Consider the following 15203-nt stretch of genomic DNA (forward strand, 5'->3'; position numbering starts at 1 on the left):
GCACCCGGGCGCGACAAGGCATTACCGGTAACGCCCCATCGCGGCCAGGTCCGCTCCTACACCGCCAGCCGCAAGACGCGCACGCCTACGCAGCGCAGAAGTAGTTCGACCGCAAACGGCGATGCAGCAGCGCCCCTGCCCAAGAGACAGCACACCGTAGGAGCGCACCCGGGCGCGACAAGGCATTACCGGTAACGCCTCATCGCGCCCGGGTGCGCTCCTACAACAGTAGGGTTGAGGCGTCATCTTTCTGCGTCCTATGCCAAGCACACCACGCAGACATCGGCATCGCGATCCTGCGTACCTGACCTTTCAAAGAGAACTGGCATGTCGACCCGTTGGATCTACGCGGCACTGTCCGCGCTGCTGCTGGCTGCCTGCAGCAACTCACCTGCGTCTCGCGCAGAGGCCGCATCCGCGAGCACGCCCGCATCGCAAACCGCAAACGCCGACGCAGCCGCCTGCACCGCAAAAGGCGGGCAGCTGCGCCCGGTGGGCCGCATGCAGATTCCGCGTTGCATCGTGCCGTATGCCGATGCCGGCAAGACCTGCACCGACAAGGCCGATTGCAGCGGCGATTGCCTGGCCACCAGCATCGTGCCGGCCGGTACCGCCACCACCGGCACCTGCCAGCGCGACAGCGATCGCTTCGGCTGCCGTCAGGCTGTAGTGGGTGGCAAAGGCCAGGCGGCGCTGTGCATCGATTGACCGGCTGATGCGCGCGCGGGCGACATCGCTCGCGCGCGCCCGGCGGTTTATGCTCTGGTGCTTCCCGCCAATCAGGACGCACCCATGACTTCCAGCATCCACGCCATTGCGGTGACACGCATCGATGGTGCACCGGCCACCCTGGCCGACTACCGCGGCAAGGTACTGCTGGTGGTCAACGTCGCCTCCAAGTGCGGCCTCACCCCGCAATACGAAGGCCTGGAAGCGCTTTACCGCGACAAGCATGCGGCGGGCCTGGAAGTGCTGGCGTTCCCGGCCAACGACTTCAACGGCCAGGAACCCGGCAGCGAGGCGGAGATCGCCCAGTTTTGCCAGCTCACCTACGACGTCACCTTCCCGATGTTCTCCAAGATCGCCGTCACCGGTGCAGACACCCATCCGTTGTATCAGGCCCTGACCAGCGCGCGCCCGAGCGCCACCGGCGATGGCCCGATGCGCGAGAAACTCGCCGGCTACGGCATTGCCGCAAACCCCGCACCGGGCGTGCTGTGGAATTTCGAGAAATTCCTGATCGGCCGCGACGGCACCGTCATCGAGCGCTTCGCTCCCGATGTGCCGGCAGACGATGCGCGCCTGCGCGCAGCCGTGGATGCCGCATTGGCTGCGGCTGCATAACGCAGGCAGCCGTCCTTCAATGCCAGGCAAGACACGCGTTCGAGCCGGTGTTCTGATGCTGATCTTGATCAGCGTGCTTGCCTGCGTCACCGGTCTGGCGCTGTGGTACCACAGCCGCCTGGCCAATCCATGTCCTGATGGCGCGCTCATCAATGGCGAGCCGGCAACATGCTTTTACCGTATCGAATGGATGGAAAAGTGGCCAATGTTTGCGGTTGTGCTTGTGGTCGGCTTTGCGTTTTGCCTGTTGGCTTCCTGGCTATCGTTCAAAATCCCAAGCCTCCGCAAACGGATGTGACCACGCGCAGATGATGCGTCGATTTTCTTGCGATTGAAGATGACAGTAACCGCCTGCATCGAGCACGTCCTGCCAAACCAGGCATGCGAATCAAGCGCGGCCGCGGCGAGGCAGGCGAAATGATGGAGATCCGCGCGACGCCAACGAATCACCTACGCCTCGCAACGACAGCGCACCAGCAGTAGACGCGGCGTTGGGAGACGAGCACTTGCTGCGCCGGCTGATAACGAGCGACTGGCCTGGCGTCTTTTCGAAGGAACCCTGGATGACCGACGACCTCACTCAGCTTTTTGATCGTGCGACCATCACGCGCACGGCATCTGCCGACGAGATCTCAGACCTCCAAGCGCAGATCGGCCCGCTGCCGCCTTCCTACGCGCTGTTTGCACGCACATTCGGCTACGGCACGACCAACGGCCTTTTCGTCATCGAGATGCCCTTCAGCATGTTCGGCAATGACGGTCTGCTCGTCCGAGGTGTCGAACTCCACGATCAGGTTCATTCGCTGGTCGACCACTACCGGGAAGACGGCATCGCGATCGGCGATCTCGATTGCCTTGAACCCTATGACGACGAAAGCCGTGACATCGCCCACTTCTTCGACGCGCTTCGTTTCTACGGCAGCAGCATCAACGGTGAGTATCTGTGCTGGCGCCGCGACCAGGACAATTTCAAGTTCTATGTCATCGACCGCGCCTGCTTCTCGATCCGTTGTGCCGGAACGAGCCTCATCCAGTTCATCCGCAAAGCGCAGACCAGCGAGATTAGAACAGTGCTTGGTTCCGGTTATCAGGCACTGCCGCGCACCTTCGAAGGCGCCACTGCCGAGGGCTGAGTACAACGTCATCCGGGTCTGCTGCGGACGGGCAATCTCAATGGGTTTCAGATCTAACGGCGGCCAGTCATCTTTTGCGCTCACCGCCGGTGCGCAGCCGCTGCTCGGCACCGGCATACACCACCTATGCGCTCCGGTGCCGAGCGCACGACTGACGGCTACTTGCCGGGTGGTGTTGGCCGCGCTAAAAACACGCAGCGATCAAGGCGGACGTGCTGGACACTGGCGCACGTCATCAGCTGCATGATCTTCACAACGCAAAAAAGCCCGGGATCGCTCCCGGGCTTTCGCATGCAGATCACACCACAGCGCAACCGATCAACGAATCCACTGCGGAATCGGCATCGCATCCACCGGCACGGTGCTGTCCTTGTCTTCGCGCAGATAGTCCGGCAGTTCGCCGTCTTCGGTACGTCGGCTGCGCAGGTCGCGCACGATCTGATAGTTGCGGCGCTGCATCCAGGCATCGCGGGTCAGCGCGTATTCGTCGGGAGCCTGGTCGCGCAGCGAATCCAGCGACATCAGCTGAGAACGCGTATCCACCAGCTGCAAACCCTGCAGGGCAAAGCGCGCACCGCCATCGTCGACCTGGCGCACCCACGACAGCGGAATATCGCCACCCAGGCCAACGGTGTCGCGCACGGTGCGTGGGCCAAACAGCGGCAGCTCGAAGTAACGCGAGTTACGCCAGCCCCAGGCACCCAGGGTCTGACCGAAGTCTTCGCTGCGGCGCGGAATGCCGGCTGCGGAGGCCGGGTCGAACAGACCGGCCACGCCCAACGTGGAGTTCATCACAAAGCGCCCCAGCGACTGCACCGCAAAGACCGGGTGGCCCTGCAGCAACTGGTTGACCATGGTCAGCGGCGTGCCGAGGTTGTCGAAGAAGTTGGTCACGCCCAGTCGCGCCGGTTGTGGCACCACCTTGGTGTATGCCGTCGCCAGCGGACGCGCCACGCCACGGTCCACCGCCAGATTGAAGCGATGCATGCCGCGGTTGTAGCGCTCCCACGGGTCGTAGGCGGGGGCGCCTGGCTGCGCAGGCGCGCCATTGGCACCGGCCTGCGGGGTCGTCGCACCGTACAAGGCATCGAAGTCGTCTTCGGCCGAGGTGGGCGCACCTGCAGGTGCAGCACCGGCATCGCTGCCGGCAGCGGACTGCTCGGCAGGCGCGGCGGCCACGCCGGCAGGCAGTGCATCGGGTGCGGCGAAACCCGCAGCGGCCGGTTGCGCGGTCACCCCGGCATCGTCACGCACCGGTGTTGCTGGACTGGGCGCGGTATCGGCATTGGCCGACGGCGGTGCCGACTTCGGCGCGTGGCTGGCGCAGGCGCCCAGCAACAGGCAGGCCAGCAAGGGGAGGGTGCGTAACTGGGTCATGGCGTGGCGCTCAGGCCTGAAAATCGAGAGTGGGGGACAAGCGATAGGCGGCGCGCAATTCGTCCAGACCGGACGTCTCACCCACCACCGCCGCAGTGCCGTTACCGCGCAACCGCGCGGCCAGTTCGGCCAGCATCGCAACGCCGGCACTGTCCAGGCGTTGTACACCTGTCAGGTCCAGCGTGCGCACGCCATCCAACTGGGCGATCGCCTGCGGCCAGGCCGCAGTGACCGCCGCACGGTCGAGCACGCCGGTCAACGCCAGCGTGTCGCCGTTGCGTTGCACGGTGCTGTTACTTGCCATTGGCCGGTGCCGCGCCAACCTGCAGGTTGCCGCTACGCAGTTCCGCGGCGACCTTGGCGATGCCCTTTTCGCGCAACGGGCCGTCGAACTGGGTCTTGAAGGTCTGCACGTAGGAAATGCCTTCGATCATCACGTCGAAGATCTTCCACTGGCCACCGCTGTTGCGCATCAGGTAGTCGACCGGGGTCGGGTCGTTGCCGGCGCGCAGCAGGTCGGTGGAGACCTTGACGCCGCGGTTGCCCGGCAGCGCGCTCTCGGACTTGGCGCGGAAGGTCGGCTTGCCTTCGAAGTTCAGCAGCGCGGTGCCGTAACGCTGCATCAGGTTCTCGGCCAGCGCGTCGGCAAACAGCTTGATGTCCGCATCCGAGGCGCCACGGCCGTGCACGCCCAGCACCAGACGGGCCGAGTAGTCGCGGTCGAAGGCCTTGTTCAATTCGCCATTGATGTACTGGCGCAGGGCGGCCGGATTGCCGCGGAACTCGGCGCGGCGCTGGTCCAGCGTGGTCAGGATGCGGGTGCTGCTATCGATGACGGTCTTGGTGGCCGCGCCTTGCGCAGGCGCGCTGGCGGCGGCGGGCTGGGCCAGTACGGTGGCCGGTGCGCACACCAGCAGTGTCGAGGCCAGGATGGCGGAGAGCAGGGTGGTTTTCATTGGTGGTGAGGTTCCGTAGAGGGAGAAGCGGGCTGGGCAGGCGCCGGCGCCTGACCATCGGTGGCGGCCGGGGCATTGCTGCCACCACTACCGCCACCACTGAACATGTACTTGCCGACCAGCTGCAGCAGATCCACTGCCGGCTGGGTGAAGCCGATCTCTTCGCCCGGCTTGAGCGTTTCCGGGTCGCCGCCCGGCTGCAGACCGATATAGCTCTCGCCCAGCAAGCCGCTGGTGAAGATGCCGGCCGAGGTGTCGGCGGGCAGATCCTTGTATTTGGTGTCCAGCGACAGCGTCACCACCGAATCGAACTTGGTCGGATCCAGGTTGATCTCGGACACCTTGCCGATGGTCACGCCGCCGATCTTCACCGGCGCCTGCGCGCGCAGCTGGCCGATCTGGCTGAAGCGCGCGATCAAGGTGTACTGGCTGGAACCGAAGCCCCAGCGCTGATTGGTTGAAGCCACCGCCAACACCAGCAGCGAGGCCAGGGTCAGCAGCAAAAAGGCGCCAACGGCGAATTCGAGTCGTGGTCCACGCATGGCCATGGGCTATCTCACCTAAACAACATTGCAGAAAGGACGAAGTTGAACATCAGCACCAGCAGCGAGGCGTTGACCACCGCGCGGGTGGTGGCGATCGAGGTGCCTTCGATGGTCGGCTCGGCATGGAAGCCCACATAGGCGGCCACCAGCGCAGCGGTGCCGCCGAAGATCGCCGACTTGAGCATCGCCACGCCGAAGTCGTCCCAGAAATCGACGCTGTTGCTCAGCCCCGACCAGAATGTGCCGTTGTCGATGCCCAACACGTGTACGGCTTCGAAGTAGCCGCCGGTAATGGCCAGCGAGCAGAACACGCCGGTCAGCAGCGGCACCGTCAGCACCGCCGCCCAGAACCGCGGCGCCACTGCCTTGGCCACCGGGTCGATGGCCATCAGTTCGAGCGCCTTGATCTGATCGGTGGCGCGCATCAGGCCGAGTTCGGCGGCGATCGAGCTGCCGGCGCGGCCGATGAACAACAACGCGGTCAGCACCGGTGCCAGCTCGCGGTAGAGCGACAGCCCCAACAGCGTGGACAGCGCATCCGACGCACCGTAGGTGGTCAGCGTGCGGTAGCCCTGCAGCGTCAGCACCAGGCCGACGAAGGCGCCGCCCACGGCGATGATCGGCAGCGAGCGCGCGCCGACCTTGTAGATCTCGCGCACCAGCTCGGCGATGAAATCGCGCGTCGGCAGCGAGCCGCGCAGCACGGTCAGCGAAAACAAGCCGGCGCGGCCGAAAGCGCGGATCGATTCAACCATGGCCATCAGGCAGCACTCCGGTCGCGGCGCGGTGCGGCATCGAAGGCGATCGGGCCATCCGGCTGGCCGTGCAGGAACTGCTGCACCAACGGATCGGTGCTGTCCTGCAATTGCGCCGGCGTGCCGGCGAACACGATGCCGCCATTGGCGATGACCACCGCCTGGTCGCAGATCGGCAGCGTCTCGTGCACGTGGTGGCTGACGATGATGCTGGTCAGACCCAGGCTGTCGTTGAGGCGCTGGATCAGGCTCATAATCACGCCCGAGGCGATCGGGTCCAGCCCGGTCAGCGGCTCGTCGTAGATCATCAATGGCGGGTCCAGCGCCAGCGCGCGCGCCAGCGCCACACGTCGCGCCATGCCGCCGGATAACTCACGTGGCCAGGCATCGGCGGCAGCAAGCAGGCCTACGGCGTGGAGCTTCATCTGCACCAGCCGCTGCAGCACCGGCGCCGGCAGGCGCGTATGCGTGCGTAGCGGCAGTGCGACGTTATCGGCCACGCTCAGGTCGGTGAGCAAGCCGTTGCCTTGCAGCAATACGCCGACATTGCGGCGCATCTCCAACAACGCTCGGCTGCCATGCGGGATCGGGCTACCGAACAAGGTCACCGTACCGGCGACCGGGCGCAGTTCGCCGGTCAACGCCGCCAGCATCGTGGACTTGCCGCTACCGGAAGGGCCGAGCACGGCAGTGATGCTGCCGCGCGGCACATCGAGCGAAACGTCGCGCAAAATCGTCCGCCCGCCGCGATCGATGCGGACACCGGACAACTGCACGACAGGAGAGGCGGACGCCGTCATCGAAGCCTTTAACAGAATTCCAACGCAATAGAGTAGCCGTCACACGGCTGAACATAACCGAACCGCTGCGTGCAGTATTGTCGCATTCATGCGGCAAGCGATGTGGCTGAGCATGTCGCCATCTGCGTAACAGCGTGTCCCGTAACGCAGGGACTGAAGCACTGCATGTCATTGCTGTTCAACGTACGCAGCAGTAGGGTAATTAGCGTGCGATCGCTCGGCACACTTGGCGATACCTGCACCGTCGTGACGTTTCTCGCGGTCAGGTGTTTCGTCTGAGGTTTCCTGCCGGTCCTTCCGATCTGTCGAGTGCGTCGCGTTGTTGGCATCGCCGTCTTGTGGTGCCAGCGCAAAAGACGCGAGGATCCATCTCCATCGTCGCCAAGGAATCATCCATGGAGTTGCTGACGCTTGAACACTTCGCCGGGAGTGTCAATGAAACCTTCGCTGCGTCATTGAACGAGGGCGAGGTGCCGTTTGTGTTGGTGGAAGCGCGGCCGCTGCAGGACGCACGCAACGCGCAACGCGCCCCGTTCTCGCTGTTGTTCCGCAATGGCTCGGCGTTTCTGTTTCCGCAGCAGACCTATCAGATGCGCCATGCGCGGCTGGGCGAGATCGGCATCTTTCTGGTGCCGGTGGCACGCGAGCGCGATGGGTTTCTGTATCAGGCCATCTTTAATTGAGCGCGCTCAACTGACCAGGTGATCGTGCGGATGCCACTGCATCTGCAGATGGGTCTGGTTGCTGCTGCCTGCAACGAATCCATGGCGGACATACAAGCGCTGCGCGGCGGGGTTGGCGTGCAGCACATGCAATGACAGCGCGCATCCCGCCTCGCGGGCGCGTGCCTGCGCGTGGGCAAGCAGGTGCGAGCCGATGCCGCGGCCACGCCAGTCCGGCAGCAGACTGATGTCGATCAAGGTGTGCTGGGGCGCAGTGCAATGCAGATAGAGCCGGCCGATACGCGCATCCTCCATCTGCACGATCAGAAAGTCGGCATCAGCAAAATGCTGCCGGTAATGCGCGCGCTGCAGGTCGAATTGCTGGTCCAGAAACGCACGCTTGGTCGTGTCCGGCCAAGGCACCTGCGCCAGCTCTTCGCGACGGGTGCTGGCATACAGATCCCGCAGCCAGGGCAGATCGTCGTCCTGCTCGGGGCGCAACGTGATGCCGTGTGCGGTCAGCACACGCAGTGGCATTGAGCCTGGTCGCATGCTCGCCAGGGCAACGGATGCACCTGCAGCGTCTTGCATGGCGTCAATTGAACGCGGGATAGGTGCCGGACAACGCAATGCAGAAATTCACCGCCAGATACGGCTGACTGTTCTCGTGCGCCATGCCGTTACCGGTGGGTAGCAGCGCCGTCTGCGAGAACTGGGCATCGGGCTGCTGTACCGTGACGAATGGGCGTGCCGTGCTGCTGCCCAGTGCTGAAAGCGCGGCGCCATTGGCAGGCGTGCCGCTTTTCTTGGTCGAATCCGATTGCGTAAACGCGTTGATGCCGTGCTGGTGCGGCGGAATCTCCGTGGTCGACAGGCTCACTGCGGCCGAACCGAAGCTATTGCCCAATTGCCGGCTGCTCAATCCCCCGCCCATGCCCTGCTCGCAGCCGGCACGTCCGCAAAAATTCGGCAGTTGGAACGTGGTTGAGCCATTGCCGCCGTAAGCGACACCTAGCAGCGAGTACAACGTGGTGTTCTGCTGCACCGGTAATGTGGCGCCGTTGCACAGCGCCCAGCCGACGGGATTGAAGTCGAAACCGAACAACTGGATTTCGCCGATATAGGGCTCGGTCATGAACGCGGTCCTCCTGTAGAACGTGCAGGCACCGCGACGAGCGCGGTGCGGCGAATGGGCTCAGCTCTGCTGCGGGAAAATACCGGCAGTGGAAATGCAGTACTGCACCGTCAAGGTGGGCATGGTGTTCTCGTGCGGCTGACCAGCACCGGTGATCGTGGTCGAATTGGTGGCCATCGGCGCCGCCGTGGCGCCGGTGATGTCGGTCGCGTAGAACACGTCGCCGGTGACCGTGCCGGGCAACAGGCCGGCTGGCGCGGTGGCGGTGGCGGTGGCGGTTGTGGCGACCAGTGTGTGCGTGTGTGCTGGCAACTGCAGCTGCGTCAGTGCAACCGTTTCGGTGCCAGCCCTCTGGGCAATCACGTAGTTGCTCAGGCCCGGCCCCTGGCCCTGATGGATCGGAACGCGTCCACGCAGATCCGGTACTCCAAAGGTGTTCTGGCCGTCGCCGCCATACGTGGTGCCGATCAACATGAACAGGGTTTCGTAATCGGAGATCGGCAACAGGCTGCCGTCGCATGCCTGCCAGTCTTGCGGGGTGCGGCCGAAGCCGAACATGCGGATTTCGCCAATGAATGGAGTGGCCATGGTGTCCTTCCTGGTCGATGGTGCGATGCGCGCCGCTGTCGGCTTGCTGCTGGTATGAGGTACAGACGGCCTAGCCGCGCGAAGGAAAGATGCCCGACAGCGCGATGCAGAAATTGATCGTGGTGTACGGCTGCAGATTCGGATGCGGTTGGCTGCCGCCGACCGGATTGACCGTTGCCGCGTTCATCGTCACCAGTGTTCCTGGCGTCGCATACAGCGCGGTGGCCGGACCGGAAGTGCTGGCATTGTTGCCGAAAGAGCGCCCGCTAGGGCCACGGTTGTTGCCCGCAGTGCTGGAACACTCCAGCGAATGGGTGTGTGCTGGCAGATTGGTGGGCAGCAGCGAAACGCTTTCGGTGCCGGCGCTCTGGCCTAGCGGTGGCGGTGGCGGTTGCCAGTTTGGATCAGCCGAAGGCGCAAAGCCGACCGGCGTGCGCCCCCGCATGTCGGGCAGCGCGAAATTGGTGCTGCCGTTACCGCCGAAGCGGGTGCCAAGCAAGCTGAAGAGTGCCTGATTCTGGTTGACTGGCAGTAGCTGCCCATTGCACTGCGCGAAATATTTTGGCGCGAAAACGAACCCGGTCATCATGATCTGACCGACGAAAAACTCGTTCATGCGGATTTCCTTCCCGTAAGTGCAACACCGACCGCGTGTCGGGTCTTCACTTACAAATACCCGTCGCGTTCGGATTGAGCAAGTCTGAATTATTGAAAACTGGAATGAAGTATTAATTTTCCGTTCTTTATTTCGCAGTCAGTTCCTGTTCAAATACGCTCGCGATGTCGGAGGAGGAAACCTCCGGGGCGGCATTGCCTTCAGGCACGAGGATCGTTGCCGGCGCCGGGGATGGCGCGCTCCAGGGGTGTGGACAGTGAACAAGCAGCGTAGGTTTTTAGCGGACGCCACCGGCGGCCGTGCCCGTTTGGCCGTGATGTTTGTCCTGTTCGCGATGATGCTCCTGGCGCCAGGCTGGGCGATGGCGCAAGCCTCGACCTATTGCCCGACGCTGAACGCTACCGTGGTGCAGGGCGGCTCGGTACAGATCGATGTGACGACCTGCGATGGCACCGGTGCGGACGATATCGGGGTTGGCTGGAACGGCGTGCAACCTCCGCACGGCATGCTCATGGTGCCCAATCCGAGTGGCGCGCAGGGCACGCAGATCGTCACCTACACCCACAACGGTGACAGCGCCACCAGCGATACGTTCCCCTTGGAAGATGGTCGGGGCGACATCATCACCGTCAACATCACCATCACCCCGTCGCTGTCGGCCAGCATCGCGGTGAGCCCGGCCAGTCGCAACGAAGACAGCGGCGCATCGTTCACCTATACGGTGACGCTGAGCCAGACCAGCGGTACGGCCACCACGGTAAACCTCAGCCGTAGCGGCACCGCCACCAACGGCGTCGATTACACCGGCTCGGTGAGCAGCGTCGTGGTGCCCGCCAACACTGCCTCGGCCAGCTTCGCCGTCACTCCGGTCTCCGATACCTCGGTGGAGGCAGACGAGACGGTCGTGGTCAGCGTAGCCAGCGGCACCGGCTATGCCGTCGGCAGCCCGTCCAGCGCCACCGCAACCATCCTCAACGACGATCTGCCCACCGCGTCGATCACCTTGTCGCCGGTCAGTGTGGCCGAGGACGGCGCCACCAATCTGGTCTACACCGTCACGCTCGACCAGGTGCCGGCGAGCGCAGTGTCAGTCGCTTACAGCGTTGGCGGCAGCGCGACCTCGGGCACCGACTACGCGGCCGTGAGTTCGCCGCTGGTGATCGCCGCCGGCCAGACCACGGGCACCATCACCATCAACCCGACCGCCGACAGCACCGTCGAACCCGACGAGACCGTCGACATCAGCCTGAGCGCAGGCAGCGGCTACAGCGTGGGCTCGCCCAACAGCGTCACCGGCACCATCCTCAACGACGACCAGCCGTTGCTGTCGATCAACGACGTCTCCGTGAACGAGGGCAATGCCGGCACCACCAATGCCACCTTCACCGTGTCGTTGAGCCAGCCGGCCGGCGCCGGCGGGGTCAGCTTCGACATCGCCACCGCCGACGGCACCGCTACCGCAGGCGTGGACTACTCCGCTTCCAGCCTGACCGGGCAGACGATTCCCGCCGGCAGCAGCAGCTATACCTTCACCGTGCTGGTCAACGGCGACACGCTCAGCGAGCCCAACGAAACCTTCTTCGTCAACGTCAGCAACGTCGCTGGCGCCGCCGTCAGCGACGCGCAGGGTCAGGGCACCATCGTCAACGACGATACGCTGCCTGCGTTGTCGATCAACGATGTCAGCGTGAACGAAGGCAATAGCGGGACTACCACGCTCACCTTTACCGTGAGCCTGAGCGCGGCCAGCGGCCAGACCGTGTCGGTCAACTACTCCACCGCCGACGGCACCGCCATTGCCGGCAGCGACTATGTCTCCCGCTCGGGTACGCTGACCTTCGCGCCGGGCGTCACTGCGCAGAGCCTGGTCGTCACCGTCAGCGGCGACAACACTGTCGAACCCAATGAAACCTTCACCGTGGGCCTGTCCAGCGCCAGCAACGCGTCCATCGCGCGCGCCACCGGCACCGGCACCATCGTCAACGACGATGCGGTGGTCACCGTCGCACCGGCGTCGCTGCCGGCAGCGACGGCAGGCAGCGCATACAGCCAGACGGTGTCGGCCAGCGGCGGTACCGCGCCTTATACCTTCGTGATTACTGCCGGTGCGTTGCCACCCGGGCTGACCTTGAGCGCTGCCGGCGTGCTGTCCGGCACTCCCACCGCCTCCGGCAGCTTCAACTTCACGGTAAGGGCGACCGACAGCGGCGCCCCGACAACCGGAAACCGCGCCTACACCCTGGTGGTTGCCGGCGCCACCGTCACGCTTCCGGCGACCTCGCTGGCCGCCGGCACCGCCGGTCAGGCCTACACGGCGGCCATTACGCCGGCGAGCGGCGGCATCGCGCCGTATACCTACACGCTCAGTGCCGGTGCGCTGCCGGCGGGTATCACGCTCAACAGCGGGACCGCTGCGCTCAGCGGCACGCCCACGGCACCTGGTACCTACAACTTCTCCCTGACCGCCACCGACAGCACGACCGGTACGCCGTCCACTGCCACTCAGAGCTACACGCTGACCATCGCCGCGCCCACGATCGTGCTGGCGCCCACCACGCTGCCCGCTGCAACCCGTGGTACGGCATACAGCCAGGCGTTGAGCGCCAGCGGCGGCACTGCGCCTTACAGCTACACGATCGCCGCTGGCGTGTTGCCGGGTGGCCTGACCCTGGCCGGCAATGGCACGCTGTCGGGCACGCCGACGGTGGAAGGCACCTTCAACGTCACGGTTGAGGCGAGCGATGCCAACAGCTTCACCGGGACGCGGGCGTATGCGTTGACAGTGGCCGGCCCGACCCTGCTGCTGCCCGCATCCACCTTGCCGGCAGGCACGGCAGGGCAGGCGTACACGGCAGCGATCAGCCCGGCCACCGGCGGCACTGCGCCGTACAGCTATGCGCTGAGCGCCGGCGCGTTGCCGGCGGGCATCGTGCTGGACACCGCGACCGGCGGGCTGAGCGGCACGCCGACGGTGTCGGGCAGCTTCAACTTCACGCTCACCGCGTCCGATAGCACGCCCAGTCCTGCGGCGCAGGCCTCGCGTGCTTATGTGTTGACCATCGGCGCAGCCACGCTGGTGATCGGGCAGAACACGCTGCCGCCGGCAGTCACCGGCACCGCGTATAGCCAGACCTTGACCGTGTCCGGTGGCGTGGCGCCTTACAGCTTTGCGGTGACCAGCGGCACCTTGCCGGCTGGTTTGACCCTGGCCGCCAATGGCACGCTGTCGGGCACGCCCAGCGGTGAAGGCGTCAGCAACTTCACCATCACCGTGACCGATGCCAGTGCCGCCAGCGCTGCGCAGGCCTATAGCTTCAGCGTGGGCAGCGCCGCCCCGGTGGCGGTTGCAGACACCGCCGCGACCATGGATGGCACGGCAGTGACGGTGGCGGTGACCGGCAACGACACCGGCACCATCACCGCGATCGCCATCACCACCGCACCCACCAACGGCACTGCCGTGGTCGATGGCTTGCAGCTGGTCTATACCCCGACCGCCGGTTTCATCGGCACCGATGTGGTGAGCTACACCGCCACCGGCAGTGGCGGCACCTCGGCGGCGACCACGCTGACCATCACGGTCAACGCGCGGCCGGTTGCGGTGTCGGTGACCGCAGAGGCGGTGCCCGGCGAGGCGCAGCAGGTGGATATCACCCGCAACGCTACCGGCGGGCCGTTCGTGGCCGCCGCGGTGGTCTCGGTGCTGCCGGCCTCGGCCGGTACCGCCACCATCACCCGTGTCGGCGGTGCCGCCACCGCATCGGCGGCACGCGCTTCCGGTCTGTCGCCGGCCGCGACCGCGATGGCCGAAGTGCCTACCTTTACGCTGACCTTTACGCCCAACCCGGCATTTGTCGGCCAGGCGACGGTGCAGTTCACCTTGTCCAACGCGTTCGCCACCTCGGCGCCGGCCAGCGTGGTGTTCAACATCGCACCGCGCCGCGACCCGAGCCAGGATGCGGAAGTGCGTGGGTTGATCGATGCGCAGTCCGAGTCCACACGGCGGTTTGCGCGCGCGCAGATCGACAACTTCCAACGCCGTCTGGAGGCCACCCATCGCGGCGGCGGCAGCTTCAGCAATGCGGTGAGCTTCCAGCCCACCTCGCATTGCCGCCAGGCCGAGCGCGGTATCAGTGCGCAGCCGTGCAGCCCGGACACGCAAGATGCCGATAACGACTTCCGCGATGCGCCGGCAGTGGCGTCCAGCGGCACCGCGCAGGGTCAAGGGCAGGGCGATCTGGGTCTGTGGATCGGTGGTGCGATCCGCTCGGGCAGCTTGAACCGGCAGGCCAGCAGCAACGGTGTGGACTTCCAGACCGACGGCTTGAGCGTCGGTGCGGATTACCGGGTGGCGCAGTCGCTGGCGATCGGTGCAGGCCTGGGTTGGGGCCGCGACGACAGCGACGTGGGCAACAACGGCAGCCATAGCAAGGCCAACGCGTACACCATGGCCGTGTATGCCAGCTTCCATCCGGGCAAGGCGTTCTTCTTCGACACCCTGGTCGGTTACCAGCTGTTGTCGTACGACCTGCGCCGCTATGTGACCGACGATGGCTCGCTTGCCGAAGGCAACCGCGACGGCAAGCAGTGGATCGCGTCGCTGTCGACCGGTGCGGACCTGCAGCGCGACAGCCTGCAGATCACCCCGTATGCGCGGCTGGATGTCTCGCGCGCCACCCTGGACGGCTATAGCGAAGACGGTGTGGCACCGTTCGCGTTGCGCTATGCCGACATGGATGTGGCCACCACCACCGGTAACCTGGGCCTGCGTCTGGAATGGCGCCGCGAAGTGAGCTGGGGCCGCCTGACTCCGCAGCTGCGGGTGGAATATCAGCGCGACTTCCAGGGCCGTGGCGATGCCACCCTGAGCTATGCCGATCTGTCTGGCGGGCCGTTCTATCGCACCGGCCAGAGCGCGTTCGATCGCAACCGCTTGATGGTGGGCATCGGCGCGGCATTGCTGACCGAACAAGGCCTGTCCACGCGGCTGGAATACCGCGGCATCACCGACGGCGACAGCGGCAACGACCAGACCTGGATGATCAATCTGGAAAAGAAATACTGATCGCGCCGCACGCGCCGCAGTAAAGGCAATGCGATGGGCCGGGCACTGCTCGGCCCATCGCGTTTGTGGCGCGTGCAGGAGTGGCAGGTAGGGCGCACCGCGGTGCGTGTCGGTTGCGGTTGGCTTACATGCACAGGGCAGGCGACAGGTCGCGCTCAGCATGGCTCGCATGACGCTGCGTAGGCTTCACTTAAGCAGGCGATGGCGACACCGATCCCTGCCACTGG

At 65.1% G+C, this 15203-nt stretch carries 16 protein-coding genes; 6 read left to right on the forward strand and 10 right to left on the reverse strand.

Annotation, left to right across the window (positions count from 1 at the left end):
- Nucleotides 1-327 precede the first annotated feature (327 nt).
- From ABQU90_RS19965 to ABQU90_RS19980, 4 genes are all read left to right on the forward strand, one after another.
- On the forward strand, nt 328-708 hold the full coding sequence (locus tag ABQU90_RS19965; RefSeq protein ID WP_055852496.1) for a hypothetical protein: 381 nt from the start codon (nt 328-330) through the stop codon (nt 706-708).
- Nucleotides 709-792: 84 nt separating this feature from the next.
- On the forward strand, nt 793-1344 hold the full coding sequence (locus ABQU90_RS19970; protein ID WP_311239200.1) for a glutathione peroxidase: 552 nt from the start codon (nt 793-795) through the stop codon (nt 1342-1344).
- A 55-nt stretch (nt 1345-1399) separates the two neighbouring features.
- Nucleotides 1400-1642 (forward strand): hypothetical protein, encoded by a 243-nt coding sequence (locus ABQU90_RS19975; RefSeq protein ID WP_323520798.1) that lies wholly within the window; start codon nt 1400-1402, stop codon nt 1640-1642.
- Nucleotides 1643-1907: 265 nt separating this feature from the next.
- Nucleotides 1908-2477, forward strand: a complete 570-nt coding sequence (locus ABQU90_RS19980) for a hypothetical protein (RefSeq protein WP_323520797.1) — start codon at nt 1908-1910, stop codon at nt 2475-2477.
- A 318-nt stretch (nt 2478-2795) separates the two neighbouring features.
- On the opposite strand, the gene ABQU90_RS19985 is transcribed toward ABQU90_RS19980, so the two are convergent.
- From ABQU90_RS19985 to ABQU90_RS20010, 6 genes are read right to left on the reverse strand one after another with little or no spacing between them, the layout of a single operon-like run.
- Nucleotides 2796-3854 (reverse strand): MlaA family lipoprotein, encoded by a 1059-nt coding sequence (locus tag ABQU90_RS19985; RefSeq protein ID WP_323520796.1) that lies wholly within the window; start codon nt 3852-3854, stop codon nt 2796-2798.
- Between the two features lie 10 nt (nt 3855-3864).
- Nucleotides 3865-4158 carry an STAS domain-containing protein gene (locus tag ABQU90_RS19990; RefSeq protein WP_055852476.1) on the reverse strand — a complete coding sequence of 98 codons (294 nt, stop codon included), beginning with the start codon at nt 4156-4158 and terminating at the stop codon, nt 3865-3867.
- Nucleotides 4148-4810, reverse strand: coding sequence for an MlaC/ttg2D family ABC transporter substrate-binding protein (locus tag ABQU90_RS19995; protein WP_115552364.1), 663 nt, complete (start codon nt 4808-4810; stop codon nt 4148-4150). The genes ABQU90_RS19990 and ABQU90_RS19995 overlap by 11 nt, the downstream gene beginning before the upstream one ends.
- Nucleotides 4807-5358, reverse strand: a complete 552-nt coding sequence (gene mlaD / locus ABQU90_RS20000; protein ID WP_115526514.1) for an outer membrane lipid asymmetry maintenance protein MlaD — start codon at nt 5356-5358, stop codon at nt 4807-4809. The genes ABQU90_RS19995 and mlaD overlap by 4 nt, the downstream gene beginning before the upstream one ends.
- An 8-nt stretch (nt 5359-5366) precedes the next feature.
- Nucleotides 5367-6116 (reverse strand): MlaE family lipid ABC transporter permease subunit, encoded by a 750-nt coding sequence (locus tag ABQU90_RS20005; RefSeq protein ID WP_055852470.1) that lies wholly within the window; start codon nt 6114-6116, stop codon nt 5367-5369.
- A complete protein-coding gene (locus tag ABQU90_RS20010; RefSeq protein WP_055852468.1) occupies nt 6116-6910 on the reverse strand; it encodes an ABC transporter ATP-binding protein in 795 nt (264 codons plus the stop codon). The genes ABQU90_RS20005 and ABQU90_RS20010 overlap by 1 nt, the downstream gene beginning before the upstream one ends.
- A gap of 395 nt (nt 6911-7305) precedes the next feature.
- Between ABQU90_RS20010 and ABQU90_RS20015 the strand changes: the two genes are divergently transcribed.
- Nucleotides 7306-7593, forward strand: a complete 288-nt coding sequence (locus ABQU90_RS20015; protein WP_311239203.1) for a DUF6916 family protein — start codon at nt 7306-7308, stop codon at nt 7591-7593.
- A 6-nt stretch (nt 7594-7599) separates the two neighbouring features.
- Here the strand turns inward: ABQU90_RS20015 and ABQU90_RS20020 are convergent, their stop codons facing one another.
- The 4 genes from ABQU90_RS20020 to ABQU90_RS20035 form a co-directional block, all read right to left on the reverse strand.
- On the reverse strand, nt 7600-8109 hold the full coding sequence (locus ABQU90_RS20020) for a GNAT family N-acetyltransferase (protein WP_407078720.1): 510 nt from the start codon (nt 8107-8109) through the stop codon (nt 7600-7602).
- 58 nt (nt 8110-8167) lie between these two features.
- The gene (locus tag ABQU90_RS20025; protein WP_115560749.1) at nt 8168-8707 is read right to left on the reverse strand and encodes a phage tail protein; all 540 of its coding nucleotides are present in this window, start codon (nt 8705-8707) and stop codon (nt 8168-8170) included.
- Between the two features lie 60 nt (nt 8708-8767).
- Nucleotides 8768-9295 carry a phage tail protein gene (locus tag ABQU90_RS20030; RefSeq protein ID WP_115560748.1) on the reverse strand — a complete coding sequence of 176 codons (528 nt, stop codon included), beginning with the start codon at nt 9293-9295 and terminating at the stop codon, nt 8768-8770.
- 70 nt (nt 9296-9365) lie between these two features.
- A complete protein-coding gene (locus ABQU90_RS20035) occupies nt 9366-9911 on the reverse strand; it encodes a phage tail protein (protein WP_323520794.1) in 546 nt (181 codons plus the stop codon).
- Nucleotides 9912-10227: 316 nt separating this feature from the next.
- On the opposite strand from ABQU90_RS20035, the gene ABQU90_RS20040 reads away from it, so the two are divergent.
- Nucleotides 10228-14976: a putative Ig domain-containing protein gene (locus ABQU90_RS20040; RefSeq protein WP_407078719.1), complete on the forward strand. Its 4749-nt coding sequence runs from the start codon at nt 10228-10230 to the stop codon at nt 14974-14976.
- The last annotated feature ends 227 nt before the right edge of the window (nt 14977-15203 follow it).

Source organism: Xanthomonas sp. WHRI 10207 (assembly GCF_040202975.1).
Taxonomy (GTDB): Bacteria; Pseudomonadota; Gammaproteobacteria; order Xanthomonadales; family Xanthomonadaceae; genus Xanthomonas.

Coding starts and splice junctions, on each gene's coding strand:
- ABQU90_RS19965 (WP_055852496.1), top strand. CDS start 328: ATGTCGACCCGTTGGATCTACGCGGCACTGTCCGCGCTGCTGCTGGCT.
- ABQU90_RS19970 (WP_311239200.1), top strand. CDS start 793: ATGACTTCCAGCATCCACGCCATTGCGGTGACACGCATCGATGGTGCA.
- ABQU90_RS19975 (WP_323520798.1), top strand. CDS start 1,400: ATGCTGATCTTGATCAGCGTGCTTGCCTGCGTCACCGGTCTGGCGCTG.
- ABQU90_RS19980 (WP_323520797.1), top strand. CDS start 1,908: ATGACCGACGACCTCACTCAGCTTTTTGATCGTGCGACCATCACGCGC.
- ABQU90_RS19985 (WP_323520796.1), bottom strand. CDS start 3,854: ATGACCCAGTTACGCACCCTCCCCTTGCTGGCCTGCCTGTTGCTGGGC.
- ABQU90_RS19990 (WP_055852476.1), bottom strand. CDS start 4,158: ATGGCAAGTAACAGCACCGTGCAACGCAACGGCGACACGCTGGCGTTG.
- ABQU90_RS19995 (WP_115552364.1), bottom strand. CDS start 4,810: ATGAAAACCACCCTGCTCTCCGCCATCCTGGCCTCGACACTGCTGGTG.
- mlaD (WP_115526514.1), bottom strand. CDS start 5,358: ATGGCCATGCGTGGACCACGACTCGAATTCGCCGTTGGCGCCTTTTTG.
- ABQU90_RS20005 (WP_055852470.1), bottom strand. CDS start 6,116: ATGGCCATGGTTGAATCGATCCGCGCTTTCGGCCGCGCCGGCTTGTTT.
- ABQU90_RS20010 (WP_055852468.1), bottom strand. CDS start 6,910: ATGACGGCGTCCGCCTCTCCTGTCGTGCAGTTGTCCGGTGTCCGCATC.
- ABQU90_RS20015 (WP_311239203.1), top strand. CDS start 7,306: ATGGAGTTGCTGACGCTTGAACACTTCGCCGGGAGTGTCAATGAAACC.
- ABQU90_RS20020 (WP_407078720.1), bottom strand. CDS start 8,109: ATGCCACTGCGTGTGCTGACCGCACACGGCATCACGTTGCGCCCCGAG.
- ABQU90_RS20025 (WP_115560749.1), bottom strand. CDS start 8,707: ATGACCGAGCCCTATATCGGCGAAATCCAGTTGTTCGGTTTCGACTTC.
- ABQU90_RS20030 (WP_115560748.1), bottom strand. CDS start 9,295: ATGGCCACTCCATTCATTGGCGAAATCCGCATGTTCGGCTTCGGCCGC.
- ABQU90_RS20035 (WP_323520794.1), bottom strand. CDS start 9,911: ATGAACGAGTTTTTCGTCGGTCAGATCATGATGACCGGGTTCGTTTTC.
- ABQU90_RS20040 (WP_407078719.1), top strand. CDS start 10,228: ATGTTTGTCCTGTTCGCGATGATGCTCCTGGCGCCAGGCTGGGCGATG.